Raw genomic sequence first — 18876 nt, forward strand, 5'->3', positions numbered from 1 at the left:
AAGTTCACGCTCCGCGATGGCGTTGGTCGGGGAGGGTATTGACCTGGGCAACGCCGCCGCCGATGCGGTCACATGTTCGCGCATCTAACCAATGCTCCACATCTGTTCGGCGGTAAGCAATGCGGCGCTCACTCAGTCTAACGAAACGTGGTCCGTTGCCGTTGGAGCGAAGCCGTTGAAGACTGGGAAGGGAGATGCCGAGCCATGTCGAAAGCGCCTTCTCGGTCATCAACAAGTCTGGAATTCTGAGTTCCATCGGAAGCCCTCTTAGTGTTGTTAGAAGGCTCCTCAACAATCACAAAGTTCGCCGCCTTGCACGGTGGCGTTTATTGTTCATCTTTCTCCCGGCTCAGATTGCGCATATCTTTCACCTGCTTCAATAACGCTTGCACCGCATCGGGCCCCAGCGGCCACCTGTCTGATTTTCGTTCGAACGTGCTAGACGACGCTGCTTGCGCAGCGGTCGCCACGCCCTCTGGCTCTGCTGATACTGCGTCTGGAGCCTGGACCTTCTTTAGCGACGTATCCACTTGGTCCTTGATCCAGTTCCGCACCGCTTTGTTCATTCGGCTGGAGCGAGCCGTGGCGAAGGGAACACCTGTTGATTCAAGATAATCCACGAGCACCATGATGAAGGGCAGGCGGTCCGTCCTCGGGGGACGGCCTGGTCTACCTGAAGAAGCACGATCCCACGCGTCGTACAGGCGCTCGCGTTTCTCTTCGACGCCGCGTTCTGTTACCGAGACGATGAACCTACTCATGATCGACCACGGATAAAAGCAACTCATGCCAAAGCGCTAACGCCGCCTTCTTTGCGTCTCGGAATGAGGCGCGATTGTACACGGCAGCTACCCCCTGTTGCTTGTGGGCAAGCAACGCCTCGATCACAATAGGCTCCACCCCCGCGTCATGGAGTCTCGTGGAGAAAGTCCGCCGGAGGTCGTGAATACTCCAAGGCTGCATGTTGGGATCGGTTTTCGTAAGCTTTGCGTCCAGGAACTCCTTACTCTTGCTCCATCCAGAAAAGCCATTGTCGCGCCGACCGAAAACGTTGCCCTCGGCCTGAGTTGGCCGCACCGGAAGATGAGCCGCAATGCTGGGGAGGAGCGAGATTTCGTGTATCAGGCCTCCTTTCATCCGCTCTGCCGAAATCAGTATCTTGTCGTCGCAGATTTCGGGCCAGCGCAAACCGCCGATTTCGCTACGGCGACAGCCCGTCAGCATGCAGAGCCGGACGATCCGGGCGTAATCTTCGGCGCCGCTCGTTAATTGCCAGATCACACGCAACTCATTGTCGCTGAGTATGCGTTCGCGTGCCTTCTCCGGCTGACGAGGCGTAAACGCGACCGGATTGTTGTCTGTTTCGATGGTTCCGCTGCGTAGCCCCCAAGCCCACATCGCGCTGAGGGCTGCCCTCAATCTATTGGCAGCGACCGGGCCGGATGCTTCCGCTACACCGTCCAAAAGCAGCGCTATGTCTCGCCGACGCACGGCCTCCACCCGCTCGTGATGCAGGGGGGCTGCATGCCGCATCAGATGGCGTTCGGTTTCCAAATAGGAGCGTGGCTTCTGGCGCGCTCGCGCGTGCCTCAGATAAGCCTCGACGACGGCAAAAAGGGTAGCAGCATTCCGCTTTGCCTTCCTTTGAACAGACGGGTTAGTCCCTTGCGTGACGTTGGCCGCGTAACGGCGCGCCGCCTCGCGAGCAGCATCAAGACTGACCGCCGTCAGGTCGCCCAGCGCGATGCGGCGCGTGCGCCTGTGCTCATCCCGATATTGATAAATCCATGTTCTCCGTTGCGAGCTGAGCGCGCGTATCCCCAACCCACGACAGCCAGCATCCCAAAAGAATGCTTCCGATCGGTCGTGAGGGCAACGCATCCGGGCAATGTTCGCCTTGGTGAACGTGTTTGGCGCGGGCAGACGTAGCGTCGAGCCGGGTAGACGAATGACATTATTTGGAAGCGCGGTGGAAGCAGAATCAGGCGTGGAAGCAGAATGCTTCTGAGGGCTCATGACGGATTTCTTCTCCAACTGACTGGTGCTATCAGATAATACTGCCGTATTGTAGGTAGCTTGGCAATGTTTCTGATGCTTCCAGATCGGCTGTGCTACTTAACGAAATGAAACAGCACCAGACTACGAATCTGGGGGTCAGGAGTTCGAATCTCTTCGGGCGCGCCAAATACCGCCGTTTGCCGCCGCTTCCTATTCTAACGCCGCCCCGCCTACGCCCGCGCGTAGTGGACCGGGCTGCCAGTGGCGGAACAGAAATTCCTGGAACGCCGCCCAAGACGTAGAGGTTTGGACTGAGCTGCTGCCGGTTCGGTGGACACGAGGTTAGGCTAGGTTAGCCTGCTCTTCGTATCCCACGGGGCTCAGATAGCCCAGTGTCGAGTGTCGGCGCCTCGGGTTTTAGAAGCACTCGATATAGTCGAACGCATCCTCGTCCAGGCTATCCGCCCGCGTGGTCGTTGCCACCGTGCGCGGCGATGAACATGGCGACGGCCGACCGGCAATAGGATTCGATTTCGTTGTCGTCCTCTGCTCTCGCCTCATCGAAGCGTGCGATAATTAGGAGATCGCATCCTTTGAAAAGCGCGGCAAACAAGCGGGCGGATTGGAGAGGATCGGGCACGTTCAGCATCGCCTTCGCGTGCAACTGACGCAACAGGGCCTCGATCTGGGCGATGATATGGGCGGGGCGGGCTTCGTAATGGAGCTCGCTTAACGATTTCTGATTGGTCGTGTCGGCCATGATCATGGCTTCGACATTGCGGACGTCCGGCCTCAACAGGGTGCGAAGCAGGGATGATCCCACCGCCATGAGCTGATCTTCGGCCGAACCGTCGACACCTTCAAAAAGGGCCTGTGCAAACCCATGGCAGCCGGCCGCCATGGCCGCGCTGAACAGCGCTTCCTTGTTCTCGAAGTGCCTGTAGATGCTGAGCTTGGATATCTTCGCCCGCTGGGCGACCTTGTCCAACGTCGTCGCCTGAAAACCCAATTCCACAAAGAGTTCGCTCGCGGCGTCGAGGATCGTTTGGCCAAGCGCCTCGTTGGCGGGCCGGCCGCGCCGGCGGTGGCTATTTTCGGTCACGACAATTCAAGTCCTTGACAGTATCCTAATTCTTGAATTACGATACCATGCAGTGTCCGAAATATGCAAGCCATCGGATGGGTTCAACCTGTCCTGCAACGGAGCCCATCACCATGGATGACGTCATCATCATCGGCGGCAGCTTTGCCGGTCTCGCCGGCGCCCTGCAGCTCGGCCGTGCCCGCCGCAAGGTCACCGTTCTCGATACCGGCCTGCCGCGCAATCGCTTCGCCGGCCACTCGCATGGCATGCTCGGCCACGATCACAAGCCACCGCTGGACATCCTGGCCGAGGCGCGGCAGCAACTGGCGCGTTATCCCACGGTCAGGCTGGTCAATGCCCGGGCCGTCAGCATCTCCGGCGCCATCGACGATTTCTCCGTCCTCACGGGTGATGACGAAAGCCTTGCGGCGCGTCGCCTGATCCTGAGCTATGGCGTCACCGACCAGATGCCTGATGTTCCGGGCTTTGCCGAAGGCTGGGGCAAGTCCATCGTGCCCTGCCCCTATTGCGACGGCTTTGAAGTCGCCGGCCAGCATTGGGGCCTCGTCTGGTCCGGCCGGCAGTCGCACAATCAGGTCAGGCTGTTCCACGATTGGACCGACAGGTTGACGGTCTTCGCCGATGGTCATGACATTCCGCCCGATATCCGGGCCGATCTGGCGCGCCGCAACACACCTGTCGTCAATGGCCGGATCATCGAGATCGCGCATCACGGGGGCCATAACGCCACCGTCAAGCTCGATACCGGCCCAAATGTCGCGGTCGACATCCTGTTCGCGCATCCGCGCAACAAGCCGGCGGCAAGCCTGCATGAATCACTGGACCTCGCCACGGTCGATACGCCCCTCGGCATCATCCTCAAGGTCGACGAGCGCCGCGAAACCAGCATGCCCGGCATCTACGCCGCCGGCGACCTCGCCAACCCCCTTACGCCGCCATCGGTCACCCTGGCATCATCGCACGGCGCGATGGCAGGTATCTTCGCCCAGCAGTCGATGCTGGTTTGAGAGCAGAATTTGCGTTCTCCGGTCCCAATTAGCCAACCCGAGCGGCGGCGCTCCAATCTAAAGCAAGAAGGGAAGTGACCCTCATGAATACGACCAGTCCTGGGATGAGCGTCAAACTTTATGGCACGGCAGGTAGTCCCAACGTGCGGGGGGCGATGCTTGGCCTCGCCGAGAAAGGTGTGGAATACGAGTTCGTCAGCTTGATGCCGCCGGCATGGAAAACGCCGGAGCATCTTGCGCGGAATCCGTTCGGCAAGGTTCCGGTGCTTGAGCATGATGGCTTCGAAGTCTTCGAAACCCAGGCCATCTTGCGCTATCTGGACCAGACGTTTCCTGGTCCGGCGCTCCAGCCGACGAACGCGCGCGAAGGGGCGCGTATGAATCAGATCATCGGCATTATCGACTGCTACCTGGGCTCATCCTGGGGCGGCATTGGGTTCGAGCGAGTGGTCGCGCCAACCTTCCTCGGCCAGCCCACCAACATGGAACGGGTCAACGCGGCCGTGCCCATGGCACGTAGCTGCGCTGAGGCGCTTGAGCCTCTGATTGCGGCACCCTACCTCACCGGCGAAACCTTTAGTCTGGCCGACATCCGCCTCATGCCGCATTTCGACCGGCTGCGTATAACGCCAGAGGGCGAAGCGATCCTCGATGGCAAGAACAAGCTCGTCCAGTGGTTCGCCCATGTGAGCGGACGCCCGAGCGCCAAACAAGTCCTGCAGTAGTAATTCGAGGCGTTGATTCTGGGGCCGCCGTTTTGAAAGCACAGATTGGAGATGAGCATGGCCGTCGAACCGGACAGCGCGGGTGTGCGCTTCCCTCCGCCCTTCATCTATCTGGGAGCGCTGCTGTTGGGGTTGGCGGCGGAGCGGTTCGTCGCCCTGCGCTCTTTCGGCATCGACTGGCGGTTGCTGGTCGCGACGGGCGCACTGCTGTTCGTTGCCGGCGCGACGATGATGCTTGCGGCGGCGAGGCTGTTCCGGCGGCTGGGCACCAACATTCCGCCGTCGCAGCCAACGACCCTCATCGCGACGACCGGTCCCTTTCGGTGGACCCGAAATCCCATGTATCTCGGCATGGCGCTTGTCTATGCCGGCCTTGCGATCGGCTTCGACGGGCCGATCGCCTTCGCCTTGCTCCCGTTGGTTCTGATCGCGATCCAGACGCAGGTGATCGCCCGCGAGGAGCGCTATCTCGAAGCGAAGTTCGGCGACGACTACCGCCGCTACAAGGCCGAGGTTCGCCGCTGGCTCTGACTATTCCGCCGCTGCCGCCTGCGGGCCTTCTGATAAACCAGCACCGGCTTCCTTGCCACGAGCTATCATATTCTGAAGGTTGCGGGCCGGTGTGACGGAAAACCGACTGGCCGGCTGACCCCGCAGTACACCCAGCGCCTGGGGAGAAGCACATGTCCAAAACCAGGGACACCGAAGCCAGCATCAACATCTCTCGTCCGACCGCTCTTGGAGAAGCCTGACACACATGGAGTTCGAACACGTCGACCTGCCACACGGCACCTTTCACGCGCTGCAGGGGTGGTGATCCCGGTGGTCAACCAAACTTCGCCTTCATACTATCAGCGGCACCGCGGTGCGGCGAAGCTCGGTAGCTGGCACCCAGTGGCGGTTCTATAGTAGCACGAACGGCAAAATATATTCGTTATGTTTGTCCGGCGCGGTGCGCCAAATCCTTGAACTGTAGTTCGTCGGTTGCGCCGTCGATAGCACCGGCTTTGCCATGCTCGGCCGGCCGTCGACGCACGCCGCTGCCGTCTCACCCCACCGACCGCGCAGTCGCCCGGCCGGCGCTGCGGCCCGAGAAAATGCAACCACCCAGGAACGTGCCTTCGAGCGCCGCGTAGCCATGCACGCCGCCGCCGCCGAAACCGGCGGCTTCGCCGACGGCATAGAGGCCCGGCACCGGCTGGCCGTCGGTATCAAGCACGCGGCCGTCGAGATCGGTCTGCAGGCCGCCCAGCGTCTTGCGGGTCAGGATGTTGAGGCGCACCGCGATCAGCGGTCCGTTCGCCGGGTCGAGCATCTTGTGCGGCTTTGCCGTGCGGATCAGCCGGTCGCCGAGATAGGCCCGCGCCCCGCGCAGCGCGGTGATCTGCATGTCCTTGGAGAACGGGTTGTCGAGTTGCATGTCACGGGCGCGGATCTCGCGCTCGACCCCTGCAACATCGAGCAGCGGTTCGCCGCCGGCCAGCGCGTTCATGCGGGCGACCAGCTTCGGCAATTCGGTCTCGACGATGAAATCCTCGCCCTTTTCCATGAACGCCTTGACCGGGCCGGGGATGCCCGACGTGGCGCGGCCGAGCACCTGGCGCCAGCTCTTTCCCGTCAGATCGGGGTTCTGCTCCGAGCCCGACAGCGCGAACTCCTTCTCGATGATCTTCTTCGTCAGGATGAACCAGGAATAGTCGAAGCCGGTGCTCATGATGTGGCTGAGTGTGCCCAGCGTGTCGAAGCCGGGATAGAGCGGCACCGGCAGGCGTTTTCCCCGGGCATCGAGCCACAGCGAGGACGGGCCGGGCAGGATGCGGATCGCGTGATCGGTCCAGATCGGCGCCCAGTTCTTGATGCCTTCGACATAGTGCCACATCCGGTCGCGGTTGATGATCGAGCCGCCGGCCTGTTCCGTGATCGCCAGCATGCGGCCGTCGACATGGTCCGGCACGCCGGTGATCATGCGCTTGGGTGCCGAGCCCAGCCGCCTGGGCCAGTTTTCCCGCACCAGCTGATGGTTGCCGCCAATGCCGCCGGAGGCGACGATCACCGCCTGCGCTTGCAATGCGAAATCGCCCGATATTTCGCGCGAGCTCTTGTGGCCACGCTCGACAGTGCTCGGCTGCAGGATATCGCCCTGTACGCCGGTCACGGCTGCACCCGTCCGCGTCAGCGCATTGACCCGGTGACGGAACCTGAAGTCGATCAATCCACGCTTTTGCGCCTCCCGCACGCGCAGAACAAAAGGTTCGAGGACGCCCGGGCCAGTACCCCAGGTGATGTGGAAGCGCGGCACCGAATTGCCGTGGCCGATGGCATTGCCGCCGCCGCGTTCGGCCCAGCCGACGACAGGAAAGAATTTCAGGCCGCGCTCGATCAGCCAGGAGCGCTTCTCGCCGGCGGCGAAGCCGACATATGCCTCCGCCCATTTGCGTGGCCAGTGGTCTTCCGGCCGGTCGAAAGCGGCGGTGCCCATCCAATCCTCGAGCGCCAGATCATAGCAGTCGCGGATGCGCATGCGCCGCTGCTCCGGTGAATCGACGAGGAAAAGCCCGCCGAACGACCAGAACGCCTGGCCGCCCAGCGATTGCTCCGGCTCCTGGTCGACGATGATGATTTTCTTGCCGGCTTCGGCAAGCTCGGCGGCGGCAACCAGCCCGGCAAGGCCGGCGCCGACAATGATCACATCCGCGTCGTCAGCCAATTTTTCCTCCCAGAATTAGCCGGCTATTTAATGCGGGGATCAGACGGTCTCCCAGCCGCCTGTGTCGCCGGCGCGGAAGATAGCGTCGATGACTTTCTGGTTGAGCACGGATTCTTCGAGCGTGAAGACCCGCTCCTTGCCGCCAAGTGCCGCCCGCGCGAAGGTTTCGACCTCGAGCCTGTATTGCTGCGTGCCGGGAAAGCGGAACACCTGCGCCTCGGTGTGGTTCTGGTTGTGCAGTTCGACGCGGTGATGGTCGTAGAGCCCGGCATTGAAGGGCGAGAACACTTCGATGAAACCCTTCTCGCCGTGGAACACCATCACCTGGCGTGCCGCCATCTGCGTCGACAGATAGAAGGACAGTTCGAAATCGCCGAAATCGGCGCGAATCGAGGAATAGATGTCGGTGCCGAACGTCTTGTCGCGCTCGATCGTCGCCTGGACGCGCAGCGGCTCCTTGCCGGTCGAAAAGCGCGTCGACACGGTCGGGTAGACCCCGATATCGGGCAGCGCGCCGCCACCGAGATCGAGCTTGTTGCGCATGTTGTTGGGGTCGACATTGTAGTAGGAGAAAGCGCCCTGCACATGGCGCAGCCGGCCGATGGCGCCGCTGGCGATGAGATCACGCACCTTGATCCATTGCGGATGGTAGATGACCATGAAAGCTTCGCAGACCAGCACCTTCTTCTGGTCGCGCAGCTTTATCAGCGGCGCGATGTCCCTGGCGTCGAGCGCCAGCGGCTTTTCGACCAGCACATGCTTGCCGGCTTCGATGGCCTTGGCCGTCCATTCGACATGCTGCGAGGTCGGCAGCGGAATGTAGACGCCGTCGACCTCGTCGGAAGCGAGCAGGTCCTCATAGGAGCCGAAGGCATGGCGCGCGCCGAAGCGGTCTCCCAATGCCTTGGCCTTCGACAGGTCGCGGCTGGCGATCGCCGACAGCACGCCGTTCTCCGCCTCGACGATCGCCGGCAACAACTGCTCGCGGCCGATCTTGGCCGTCGACAACACACCCCATCGGAACATCACGCTTCTCCATGTCGATTACAGGCAAGGAGGTTTGCCCGAAATCGATGGAAAAGCCAATTGGCTACCGGTCTGCGGACATCACCTTCGCCCCGTCAGCGTCATGTCGAAATCGACGACGTTGGAATAGAGCGGGGTGCCGACGTCCATGCCGTAGCGCGAGCGCAGCACCTTGCCGGTGACGTGGAATTTGATCATGCCACTCTTCAACCCGTCGAGCTCGGCGGTGAATTTTTCCGGAAACGTCTTGCCGCGCGCCGTCAGCCGGCCGGCGACGAGCGCCGTCGTGTCGCCGGTGCGGGTCACGCTGGTCGAACGGAACTGGATTTCGGGACTGTTGGCCGCGTCGAACACTGCGTCGGAACGCAGGAAGGCATCGATGCGGCCCTGGCCGGTGCCGACGCTCTCGGGATAGATGGTGAGGTCGACCTTGGAGCGACCGACATCCTTGTTGTCGATACGGATCGTGCCCTTGAAGCGGGCGAAAGCGCCGTCGAAGCCGCCGCCGCCGGCCTTGCCGATGGTGAAGCGGATCGCCGAGCCGGCCTGGCTGATCGTGTAGCTGCCGGCAGCATCGCCGAGCACGACTGCCGCATGGGCAGGCATGGCAAGGCAGGCGGCGGCAGCCGCCAATCCGAGGATTCGCGCATGCATTGGGTTGTTCCTTGTTCGGAGGCAACGCTCTCTCACGTCCTCACCTCACAAACGAGACCAATGCCCGTTCTATTCCCCGGCTGACGAAGGCGTGATCATGCGCGTGAGCACGCTGTCGCGCAGCAGGAAATGGTGGCGCAGGGCCGCACAGACATGCAGCGCAATCAGCCCGATGCCGGCATAGGCGAGATACCAGTGCGCCGACGCCCAAAAGCTTTCGGCGGCGTCGGATTCGGCCAGCGGCAGGTTGGGCATGACGAACAGGTCGAATGGCATGCTGGGAATCTCCAGCGTCGAAACCGACACCAGCGCCCAGCCGGACAGGGGCAGGGCGAGCTGGAATAGATAGAGCGCCAGATGTGCCAGTGGCGCCGTACGCCGTTCCAGGATGCCGACTGAAGGCGGCAAGGGCGGTGTCGTATTGCCGAGCCGCCAGGCGACACGCAAGATGATGAGGCCAAGCAGCAGAAAGCCCAGGGATTTGTGCAACTGGATCAGCTCGAAGGCCGTGCGCTGGCTCTGGGTCCTGACCATGACGAAGCCGAGCATGAACTGGCCGATGAAGATAAGCCCGACCAGCCAGTGGAGAACGATGGTTGCCCAGCCATAGCGGGTCGCAGTGTTGGTGATGGTCTGCATGCGAGGCGAACGACTGCCGGGCTGGGTTTCTTCCGCCTTTGGGGAGGGTGGCCTACCCGCTCACCTTGAAGAAATCGACGAAAGCCCTCAGCGCCGGCCGCATTTGCCTGCGGCTCGGATAGTAGACGAAGAAACCGTCGAACGATGGGCACCAGTCCTTCAGAACGCGGATCAGCCGGCCGTCGGCAAGCGGCGTGCGGACATAATCCTCGAAGACGAAGGCAAGTCCCGCGCCGTCGATCGCGGCCTGCGCTATCAGATGGTCCTCGTCGAGGATCAGCGGTCCCTGCACTGCCAGCTCGATCGCCTCGCCGTCCTTCTCGAACTCCCAGCGGTAGAGGATTCCGCTGGAGAAGCGGAAGCGGATGCAGCGATGATCGGCAAGTTCGCGCGGGTGGCGCGGCCGGGGCATGGTCTCGAAATAGGATGGCGCGCCGACCACGGCGCCACGAATGTCCGGCCCGATGCGCACCGCGATCATGTCGCGCTGCAGGCTTTCGCCGAGCCGCACACCCGCATCGAAACCGCCTTCCACCACGTCGGTGAAGCGATCCTCGATGACGATCTCCAGCACGATGTCGGGATAGGCCGACGCAAAGGCGCTGAGCCGTGGCGTCAGCACCAGATGCGCTGAGGTGCGTGGCACGCTGAGCCGCAAGTTCCCGGCGGGCCGGTCGCGCGCCTCGACGGCCGTCTCCAGCGCCAGGTCGATCTCGGAAAGTGCCGGGCGCAACCGCTCCAGCAGCTGCGCGCCTTCCTCGGTCGGGGCGACACTGCGCGTGCTGCGCGCCAAAAGGCGCACGCCAAGCCGTGCTTCCAGGCTGGAGACCGCGTGGCTGACCGCCGAGGGCGCGATCGCCAGTTCCCTGGCCGCACCACGAAAGCTGCCGCATTGGGCAACGGTTGCCAGCACAGCAAGCTGTGAGAGATGTGCTCGGTTCATTGATCTATTTCTTGGAACGACCCGTACTAAGAAGAGCCGATTATCGAACGGACGGCAAGGCATTACTTCTGCCGCATCACAACAAGGAGACGCGTGATGAAAACCCGCAAGCTAGGAACTGAACTCGAAGTCTTCCCGGTCGGCCTTGGTTGCATGGGCATGAGCTTTGCCTATGGCGGCCAGCCGGAGGCGGAGGCCATTGCGACGCTGCACCGCGCCGTCGAGATCGGCGTCAACTTCTTCGACACGGCGGAGGTCTACGGGCCCTATGAGAACGAGATCCTGCTGGGCAAGGCGCTGAAATCCGTCCGCGACAAGGTGACCATCGCCACCAAGTTCGGCTTCAAGATCCTGGAAGAAGGCACCGGCACCGATCGCATGGCCGGTGTCGACAGCCGCCCCGAGCATGTCAAGGCTGTCGCCGAAGCCTCGCTGAAGCGGCTCGGCACCGATGTCATCGACCTCTACTACCAGCACCGGGTCGACCCGAACGTGCCGATCGAGGATACGGTCGGCGCCATGGCCGAACTGGTGCGCGAGGGCAAGGTGCGGGCGCTTGGCCTGTCGGAGGCAAGTGCGGCCACCATCCGACGTGCACACGCCGTGCACCCGATCGCGGCGGTGCAGAGCGAGTATTCGCTGTGGAGCCGCGATCCGGAAGACGATGTCTTCGCCGTCTGCCGCGAACTCGGCATCGGCTTCGTGCCCTACAGCCCGCTAGGCCGCGGCCTGCTCACCGGCACGATCGCCAAGCCGGAGACCCTGAGCGGCGACGACTGGCGCCGCGGCCTGCCGCGCTTCCAGGCCGACGCCATGGCCGCCAATGCCAAGGTGATCGCCACACTGGAAAAGATGGCGGCCGAGAAGGGCGTGACCTCGGCGCAGCTGGCGCTGGCCTGGGTGCTGCACCAGGGCGACTTCATCGTGCCGATCCCGGGTGCCCGAAAAATCCGCCATTTGGAGCAGAACACGGCGGCGGCCGGGATTGAGCTGAGCGCGGCCGAGGTGGCATCGATCGGCGATGCGCTGTCGCCCGACAAGGTGATGGGCAAGCGCTACACCGAGGAGCTGCTGGCGCTGGTGAATGGGTAGATAGATGGGCGCGAGGCGCCCCCTTTGCTGACGTAGGCGCGAGGCGCCCCCCTCTGTCCTGCCGGACATCTCCCCCTCAAGGGGGGAGATTGGACGCCATTTCGGCTTTCGCCAATCTTCATCGTTGAAAGGATAGGCGGAACGATGAAATCGCTGATCTCCCCCCTTGAGGGGGAGATGGCCGGCAGGCCAGAGGGGGGCGCCTCGCGTCAACATCTCCTATTTCGGTCGGCTCACCACGGCACAACCGTAATCTCCGGCCAACACTCCTGCGCCCGCTTGCCCTTCGCCTCATGCGTTCGCCGATTGTCCATCACCCGGCTGGGCGTGATGCGAAACGAAAAAAGATCATCCAGCCCGAACGGCGCCACCAGGTCCAATTGCCCATCGGCGTCGAACCGCACTCCGACCGCATGCGTCTTCGATGCGAAATAGCCGACGGACTCGCTCGCACTCGCATAGCGCGGGCAGGGCTGGCCGAACTTCTGCGGATACCACAGATGCACGCGCGCCTGGTTGCGCACCTCGACGGGCAGCGGCAGTCCCTCGAAATGCCGCGCCGCATGGCGGATCACGGCGTCCTCCGCCTCATAGGACAGGTCGGAGTCATCGAAATAGAAAAGGTCGACATCCCTGATGCCGTAACCAGACGGCTTGCCGGTCAGATGGTTCCAGACGCTGTTGTAGAGCGCGCCGGAAACCACCAGCCAGTCTGGCAGCACAAGCATGCGCACCCGCGCCAGCGTTTCGGCCAGCAGCGGATCGGCCGCGACGATGTCTAGAAACGCCTGGCGTTGTTTCTCGAAGGGGAGTCCGGAATAGCGCAGATGGTCCATCGCCCTTTGGACGGCGATTCGCCATTGCTGCGCAATCCACCAAAGCAATTCCAGGAAAAGTGTCGAGCGGTTTTCCGTCCGGAATTGCGTAAGAACAAATGCTTGGAGCGGCGTTGAGCCGCTCTAAGCGCGCAGCACGCCGCCCGTCTGCTTGCCGACATTGTCGACGATGCGCTTGGCCAGCGCCTCGAAATCCTCGTCGGTCAGCGTCTTCTCGATCGGCTGGATCGACACTTCGACGGCGATCGACTTCTTGCCTTCGCCCAGCGACACGCCTTCGAACACGTCGAAGACCGAGACCGCCGTGATCAGCTTCTTGTCGGCGGCAAGTGCGGCGCGAACCAGCGTGCCGGCCTCCACCGTTTTGTCGACGACGAAGGCGAAGTCGCGCTTCACCGCCTGGAAGGCGGAGAGCTCCAGCCTGGGCTTGGTTTTCGTCGGCTTGGCCTTCGGCTCGGGCACGGCGTCGACGAACACCTCGAAACCGCACAGCGGGCCGGAGACATCGAGCCCTTCCATCGTCTTCGGATGGAACTCGCCGAACGTGCCGAGCACGGTCTTCGGACCGAGCTTGATCGTGCCGGAACGGCCGGGGTGATACCAGGCCGGTCCGCCGGCCTCGATCTGCAACCGGTCGACCGGCGCGCCGCAGGCTTCGAGGGCGGCGATCGCGTCCGCCTTGGCGTCGAACACGCCGACCGGACCCGAATTGCCGGCCCAGTTGCGGCCGGAGCCGTCGAGCTTGGCGGTGCCGCGGCGCACGCCGGCGGCGACGCGTCGCTGCTGGCCGGCGCCATCGCCCTCATAGGTGCCCGAGACCTCGAACAAGGCAACGTCGCCAATGCCTTTGTCGGCATTGCGCTGCGCGGCCGAAATCAGCCCCGGCAGCAGCGAGGGCCGCATGTCGGACATGTCGGCGGCGATCGGGTTGGCAAGCTTCAGCGCCGTCTGGCCGCCGCCGAACAGTTCGGCGTGCCTGGCTGGAATGAACGACCAGGTGACAGCCTCCATCATGCCGCGCACGGCAAGCGAACGCTTGGCGGCACGGGTGCGGATCTGCAGCGTCGTCAGGATCTTGCCGTTGACCACGTCATGCGCGCCGAGCGGCTGCGGGGCGATGTTGTCGACGCCATGGATGCGCATGACCTCCTCGACAAGATCGGCCTTGCCGTCGACGTCGGGGCGCCAGGAGGGCACGGTCACGGCGACGACGTGGCCCGATCCCTGCGCGTGGAAGCCGAGACGCGACAGGATGTCGAGGCTCTCCGCCTTTGGCACCTCGATGCCGGTCAGCCGCTTCACTTCCGACAAGGGAAGCGAAACGATCTTCGGCTGATGTCCGGCATAGCCGGCCACCTCGGTCTCGGTCGGGGTGCCGCCGCAGAAGTCGATCACCAGCTTGGTTGCCAGCTCGATACCCGGCACCATGAATTCGGGGTCGACACCACGCTCGAAGCGGTAGCGCGCATCGGTGATGATACCGAGCGCGCGGCCGGTGCGGGCCGTGGTGATCGGATCCCAAAGAGCGGATTCGATCAGCACGTCCGTCGTGTTCTCGTCGCAGCCGGAATGCTCGCCGCCCATGATGCCGGCAATGGATTCGACGCCATTGTCGTCGGCGATCACGCACATCTCCGGCGTCAGCGTGTATTCGCGCCCGTCGAGCGCCTGCACCTTTTCGCCGTCCTTGGCGCGGCGCACCACGAGGTTGCCTGCGACCTTGGCGGCATCGAAGACATGCAGCGGCCGGCCGCGGTCAAAGGTGACGTAATTGGTGATGTCGACCAGCGCGCTGATCGGCCTCAGCCCAATGGCGATCAGCCGCTGCTGCAGCCATTTTGGCGACGGCCCGTTCTTAACGCCCTTGACCAGCCTGAGTGCGAAGCCGGGGCAAAGCTCCGGCGCTTCGATCGTCACCTTGACCGGGCACATGCCGCTGCCGACATGCGGCATGATCGCGCCGCCGACGAGACGACCGAGCCCGCTCGCCGCCAAATCCCTGGCGATGCCGTAGATGCTGGTGGCGTCGGGCCGGTTCGGCGTCAAATTGATCTCGATGACCGGATCGTCGAGATGCGCATAGGCGGCAAAGCTGGTGCCGACCGGCGCATCCTCGGGCAGGTCGATGATGCCGTTGTGCTCATCGGACAGTTCCAGCTCGCGCTCGGAACACATCATGCCATGGCTTTCGACGCCACGGATCTTGCCGACCGTCAGCGTCACGTCGATGCCGGGCACATAGGTGCCGGGCGCGGCGAAGGCGCCGATCAGGCCCTCGCGGGCGTTGGGCGCGCCACAGACGACCTGCACCGGCGGCTTGCCGTCACCGGTATCGACGGTCAGCACCCGCAGCCGGTCGGCATCGGGATGCTGCACCGCCGTCAGCACCTTGGCGATGACGAAGGGTTTCAGGCCCGCCTTGTCATCGACATGCTCGACTTCGAGGCCGATCGACGTCAGCCGCTCGACGATCTCGGCCAGCGTGGCGTCGGTCTCGAGGTGGTCCTTGAGCCAGGAGAGGGTGAATTTCATTGGACGATTCCGTAATAGCGGGCAGCAGGAGTTATCAGGACCATCACGCGCTCAGGCCTCCGAACAGCGTCGGCATGTCGAGCGGCCTGAAGCCGTAATGCGACAGCCAGCGCACATCCGCGTCGAAGAAGGCGCGCAGGTCTGGCATGCCGTATTTCAGCATGGCGATGCGGTCGATGCCCATGCCCCAGGCAAAGCCCTGATATTCGTCGGGGTCGAGCCCGCCAGCGCGCAGCACATTGGGGTGCACCATGCCGCAGCCGAGGATCTCCATCCAGTCGGCGCCTTCGCCGAAGCGCACTTCGCCCGGCCGCGAGCGGTCGCACTGGATGTCGACCTCGAGGCTCGGCTCGGTGAACGGGAAGAAGGACGGCCGGAAGCGCATCTTGACCTGCGGGACCTCGAAGAAGGCCTTGCAGAATTCTTCCAGCACCCATTTCATGTTGGCGACGTTGGCCGACTTGTCGATCACCAGACCCTCGACCTGATGGAACATGGGCGAGTGGGTGGCGTCGGAATCCTGGCGGTAGGTCTTGCCCGGGATGACGATGCGGATCGGCGGCTTCTGCTTCTCCATGGTGCGGATCTGCACCGGCGAAGTGTGCGTGCGCAACAGCTTGCGCTCACCCTTCTCATCCGGCTGGAAGAAGAAGGTGTCGTGCATCTCGCGCGCCGGGTGGCCGTCGGGAAAATTCAGCGCCGTGAAATTGTAATAGTCGGTCTCGATGTCAGGACCTTCGGCAATGGCGAAACCGAGATCGCCGAAGATCGCGGCGATCTCGTCGATGACCTGGCTGATCGGATGGATGCGGCCGCGCTCGGCCGGCGACTGTCGCACCGGCAGCGTCACGTCGACCTTCTCGGCGGCAAGCCGTGCGGCGATCGCCACGTCCTTCAGTTCCACCTTGCGCGCGGTCAGCGCATCGGTGACGCGGTTCTTGAGGCCGTTGATGACAGGACCCTTCACCTGCCGTTCCTCGGCGCTCATCGCGCCAAGCGTCTTCAGCATTTCGGAGACCGAGCCCTTCTTGCCGAGCGCCGAGACGCGCACCGCCTCGATCGACGCCTCGTCGGCGGCCGAGGCGATGTCGGCAAGCAGAGAGGCTTCCAGGGCTTCAAGATTTCCAGCAGTGGCGTTCACGGGGAAGCTTTCTTGATCGGGCGACCGACACCATTTCGGTTCGTTCGTCACCATTTTGGTTACATCAGGGTCAAAAAAAGAACCCGCGCCAGCCGTGCCAGCGCGGGTTCCCCAAATCAAGTGTCGAAAGTGCTTGGGAAGCGCTGGGCTCGGAGCCCGATCCCGAAAAGTTGCAGACTTTTCGGAAAAGAACGCGCTCCTCGCTAATTTCCCTGGAGCATGATGTTGTCCAAAAAGTCAGAAACTTTTTGGCATCATGCTCTAGGCGACAGCGCTCTCAAAAGCATTCGGCGTGGTGTTCTTCAGATATTCGAGCGCGACCTTGGCCTTGGCGACCAGGGCGGCGAAAGCCTGCGGCTCGTGGATGGCCATGTCGGACAGGATCTTGCGATCGATCTCGATGCCGGCCTTGTTCAAACCGTCGATGAAGCGGCCATAGGTCAGGCCGTGCTCGTGGGTCGCGGCGTTGATGCGCTGGATCCAAAGCGCGCGGAACGAGCGCTTGCGGTTCTTGCGGTCGCGGTAAGCGTACTGCAGCGACTTTTCCACCGCCTGCTTGGCGATGCGGATGGTGTTCTTGCGGCGGCCGTAGAAGCCTTTCGCGGCTTTCAGGACCTTCTTGTGCTTGGCGTGCGAGGTGACGCCTCTTTTTACGCGTGCCATGTCATGATCTCCTTAAAACTTAAAGGCCGTTCGGAAGAAAATTCTTGATGACCTTCTTGCCATCCGGTTCAGCCAGAACCATCGTGCCGCGGGCATTTCGAATGAACTTGTTGGAACGCTTGATCATGCCGTGACGCTTGCCGGCCGCAGCCGACAGGACTTTACCCGTACCTGTGATCTTGAACCGCTTCTTGGCGGCCGATTTGGTCTTCATCTTGGGCATTTTGCTACTCCGTATTGTTGGCGCACGATCGCGCTTCTTGTTCGCTTCGGGCCGACCAAAGCCCGAAAAGCAAATGAAACCGCCACGGCATGCCCTGCCGGGCGGTTTTCTTGGAACGGCGGTGCTATAGATCAAAGAGGGCGCGGGCGCAACACCCGAAGCCGTGCGACGCACCGTCCCCGGTCAGGGCAGCCTGAACCACACCGGCAGTATACCCGATAGCTGAGCGCCGTCGATCAGCTCGAAAGCCGGCAGAGCGATCAGGAATACCAGCCCGTCGAGCAGCGTGGTCAAAAGCAGGCGCGGCTTGAAGCTGCCGGTGTCGCCTTCCTGGTAGAGCGAAAGCTTGGGGAAGAAGCGCGGCACGCGCGCCAGATAGTCGGCATACGGCGCGCCGAGCGCTTCCTTGAGGAATTTCTCCTCGCGCAGGATGACGATGTGGAAGGCGCCCGCGCACAGGACCGCGAAAAGGACGATGCCCGAGAACGAGCCGATCTGCGCGCCGACACCGGCGGCGGCCACGGTCGAGAACACATAGAGCGGGTTGCGGGTGATGGAATAGGGCCCGCCGGTCACCACCTCGGATGATTTGCGCCCGCCTATGTAGAGCGTCGCCCAGAGGCGCCCGACGATGCCGAGGAAAATCAACAGCACGCCGAACATCTCGATCGATTCGTGCACCGGCGTGTCCGGCGGGAAGGTCGACTGGCCGAACAGCAGCGCCAGAAACAGCACCACCACGAGCACGGCAAGCACCAGCCGGCGCATCTGCTGGTAGTTGCCCAGCCCGTGTTTGTATTCTGTGTCCAAGTTGGGATCCGATCGTCGAGGAGCTTAGCCGGCAATCGCAGCTTTAGCCAGGAATAGGCGTCCCGCCGGTCGTCGGGACGCCCTGTATCACAATTCAGGCGGATTTAGAGTGCGGCTGCCCGCCTAACCTTTTCGTGACCGTGCCGTGATCTCAGGCACTTCACGCCAACGCAGGCTTAGCGCGGCGCCAGCACCATCATCATCTGGCGGCCTTCGAGCTTCGGCTCGGCTTCCACCTTGGCGATGGTCGCCACCTCCTCGCGCACCTTGTTCAGAAGCTGCATGCCGAGTTCCATATGCGCCATCTCGCGGCCGCGGAAGCGCAGCGTCAGCTTGACCTTGTCGCCTTCCTCGAAGAAGCGGCGGACCGCCTTCATCTTGGTCTCGTAGTCGTGGCTGTCGATGTTCGGGCGCATCTTGATCTCCTTGATCTCGATGACCTTCTGGTTCTTGCGCGCCTCGGCCGCCTTCTTCTGGTTGGCGTATTTCAATTTGCCGAGATCGAGGATTTTTACGACGGGCGGCACCGCGTTGGGCGATATTTCGACCAGATCGAGCCCGGCCTCTTCGGCGAGCAGCAATGCGTCGTTGATGGAAACATCGCCACGGTTCTGGCCTTCGGCGTCGATAAGCTGGACCCGGGGAACCCGGATATCACGGTTGGAGCGCGGCCCATCCTTGGTCGGCGCCGCTGCTTTGAAAGGTCTGCGAATGGTCGTGGTCTCCTTGGCCGTTTCGTTCGGGGTTCGTACAAATCTGTGTGTGGACGCGCCAA

20 protein-coding genes and 1 pseudogene are annotated in these 18876 nt (G+C 62.7%); 4 read left to right on the plus strand and 17 right to left on the minus strand.

Annotated elements, in window-relative coordinates; all coding sequences use genetic code 11:
- Positions 1-4: 4 nt before the first annotated feature.
- From LB543_RS09550 to LB543_RS09570, 5 genes and pseudogenes are all read right to left on the minus strand, one after another.
- Positions 5-256: a helix-turn-helix transcriptional regulator gene (locus tag LB543_RS09550; protein WP_224613843.1), complete on the minus strand. Its 252-nt coding sequence runs from the start codon at positions 254-256 to the stop codon at positions 5-7.
- A gap of 70 nt (positions 257-326) precedes the next feature.
- Entirely contained in the window at positions 327-761 is a 435-nt protein-coding gene (locus LB543_RS09555) for a hypothetical protein (RefSeq protein ID WP_224613844.1), read from the minus strand.
- Entirely contained in the window at positions 754-2016 is a 1263-nt protein-coding gene (locus LB543_RS09560; protein ID WP_224613845.1) for a tyrosine-type recombinase/integrase, read from the minus strand. The genes LB543_RS09555 and LB543_RS09560 overlap by 8 nt, the downstream gene beginning before the upstream one ends.
- Before the next feature lie 324 nt (positions 2017-2340).
- A pseudogene (locus LB543_RS09565) lies at positions 2341-2445 on the minus strand (IS3 family transposase); the annotation flags it as partial.
- A 10-nt stretch (positions 2446-2455) separates the two neighbouring features.
- Positions 2456-3100, minus strand: a complete 645-nt coding sequence (locus tag LB543_RS09570; protein ID WP_224613846.1) for a TetR/AcrR family transcriptional regulator — start codon at positions 3098-3100, stop codon at positions 2456-2458.
- Between the two features lie 113 nt (positions 3101-3213).
- On the opposite strand from LB543_RS09570, the gene LB543_RS09575 reads away from it, so the two are divergent.
- From LB543_RS09575 to LB543_RS09585, 3 genes are all read left to right on the plus strand, one after another.
- Positions 3214-4110: an NAD(P)/FAD-dependent oxidoreductase gene (locus LB543_RS09575; RefSeq protein ID WP_224613847.1), complete on the plus strand. Its 897-nt coding sequence runs from the start codon at positions 3214-3216 to the stop codon at positions 4108-4110.
- A gap of 83 nt (positions 4111-4193) precedes the next feature.
- Complete coding sequence (locus LB543_RS09580; RefSeq protein WP_224613848.1) at positions 4194-4835, plus strand: glutathione S-transferase family protein; 642 nt, start codon at positions 4194-4196, stop codon at positions 4833-4835.
- Between the two features lie 57 nt (positions 4836-4892).
- On the plus strand, positions 4893-5366 hold the full coding sequence (locus LB543_RS09585; RefSeq protein WP_224613849.1) for a methyltransferase family protein: 474 nt from the start codon (positions 4893-4895) through the stop codon (positions 5364-5366).
- A 517-nt stretch (positions 5367-5883) separates the two neighbouring features.
- On the opposite strand, the gene LB543_RS09590 is transcribed toward LB543_RS09585, so the two are convergent.
- The 5 genes from LB543_RS09590 to LB543_RS09610 form a co-directional block, all read right to left on the minus strand.
- The gene (locus LB543_RS09590) at positions 5884-7542 is read right to left on the minus strand and encodes an FAD-binding dehydrogenase (RefSeq protein WP_224613850.1); all 1659 of its coding nucleotides are present in this window, start codon (positions 7540-7542) and stop codon (positions 5884-5886) included.
- Positions 7543-7581: 39 nt separating this feature from the next.
- On the minus strand, positions 7582-8568 hold the full coding sequence (locus LB543_RS09595; RefSeq protein WP_224613851.1) for a Gfo/Idh/MocA family protein: 987 nt from the start codon (positions 8566-8568) through the stop codon (positions 7582-7584).
- Between the two features lie 81 nt (positions 8569-8649).
- Positions 8650-9222: a YceI family protein gene (locus tag LB543_RS09600; protein WP_224613852.1), complete on the minus strand. Its 573-nt coding sequence runs from the start codon at positions 9220-9222 to the stop codon at positions 8650-8652.
- A gap of 69 nt (positions 9223-9291) precedes the next feature.
- The gene (locus LB543_RS09605) at positions 9292-9861 is read right to left on the minus strand and encodes a cytochrome b (RefSeq protein WP_224613853.1); all 570 of its coding nucleotides are present in this window, start codon (positions 9859-9861) and stop codon (positions 9292-9294) included.
- Positions 9862-9913: 52 nt separating this feature from the next.
- Positions 9914-10804, minus strand: a complete 891-nt coding sequence (locus LB543_RS09610) for a LysR family transcriptional regulator (RefSeq protein ID WP_224613854.1) — start codon at positions 10802-10804, stop codon at positions 9914-9916.
- A gap of 96 nt (positions 10805-10900) precedes the next feature.
- On the opposite strand from LB543_RS09610, the gene LB543_RS09615 reads away from it, so the two are divergent.
- A complete protein-coding gene (locus LB543_RS09615) occupies positions 10901-11896 on the plus strand; it encodes an aldo/keto reductase (RefSeq protein WP_224613855.1) in 996 nt (331 codons plus the stop codon).
- A gap of 233 nt (positions 11897-12129) precedes the next feature.
- On the opposite strand, the gene LB543_RS09620 is transcribed toward LB543_RS09615, so the two are convergent.
- From LB543_RS09620 to infC, 7 genes are all read right to left on the minus strand, one after another.
- Positions 12130-12732 carry a nucleotidyltransferase family protein gene (locus LB543_RS09620; protein WP_224613856.1) on the minus strand — a complete coding sequence of 201 codons (603 nt, stop codon included), beginning with the start codon at positions 12730-12732 and terminating at the stop codon, positions 12130-12132.
- 123 nt (positions 12733-12855) lie between these two features.
- Positions 12856-15264: a phenylalanine--tRNA ligase subunit beta gene (gene pheT, locus LB543_RS09625; RefSeq protein ID WP_224613857.1), complete on the minus strand. Its 2409-nt coding sequence runs from the start codon at positions 15262-15264 to the stop codon at positions 12856-12858.
- Between the two features lie 43 nt (positions 15265-15307).
- Positions 15308-16405, minus strand: coding sequence for a phenylalanine--tRNA ligase subunit alpha (gene pheS / locus LB543_RS09630; protein ID WP_224613858.1), 1098 nt, complete (start codon positions 16403-16405; stop codon positions 15308-15310).
- A 261-nt stretch (positions 16406-16666) separates the two neighbouring features.
- A complete protein-coding gene (rplT, locus tag LB543_RS09635) occupies positions 16667-17068 on the minus strand; it encodes a 50S ribosomal protein L20 (RefSeq protein WP_006201247.1) in 402 nt (133 codons plus the stop codon).
- Positions 17069-17087: 19 nt separating this feature from the next.
- Positions 17088-17291, minus strand: coding sequence for a 50S ribosomal protein L35 (rpmI, locus tag LB543_RS09640; RefSeq protein ID WP_006201248.1), 204 nt, complete (start codon positions 17289-17291; stop codon positions 17088-17090).
- A gap of 183 nt (positions 17292-17474) precedes the next feature.
- Complete coding sequence (locus LB543_RS09645; protein ID WP_224590921.1) at positions 17475-18101, minus strand: methyltransferase family protein; 627 nt, start codon at positions 18099-18101, stop codon at positions 17475-17477.
- A 176-nt stretch (positions 18102-18277) separates the two neighbouring features.
- Complete coding sequence (gene infC / locus LB543_RS09650; protein WP_010912915.1) at positions 18278-18814, minus strand: translation initiation factor IF-3; 537 nt, start codon at positions 18812-18814, stop codon at positions 18278-18280.
- Between the last annotated feature and the right edge of the window lie 62 nt (positions 18815-18876).

It is taken from the genome of Mesorhizobium sp. ESP7-2, assembly GCF_020164715.1.
Classification (GTDB): Bacteria; Pseudomonadota; Alphaproteobacteria; order Rhizobiales; family Rhizobiaceae; genus Mesorhizobium.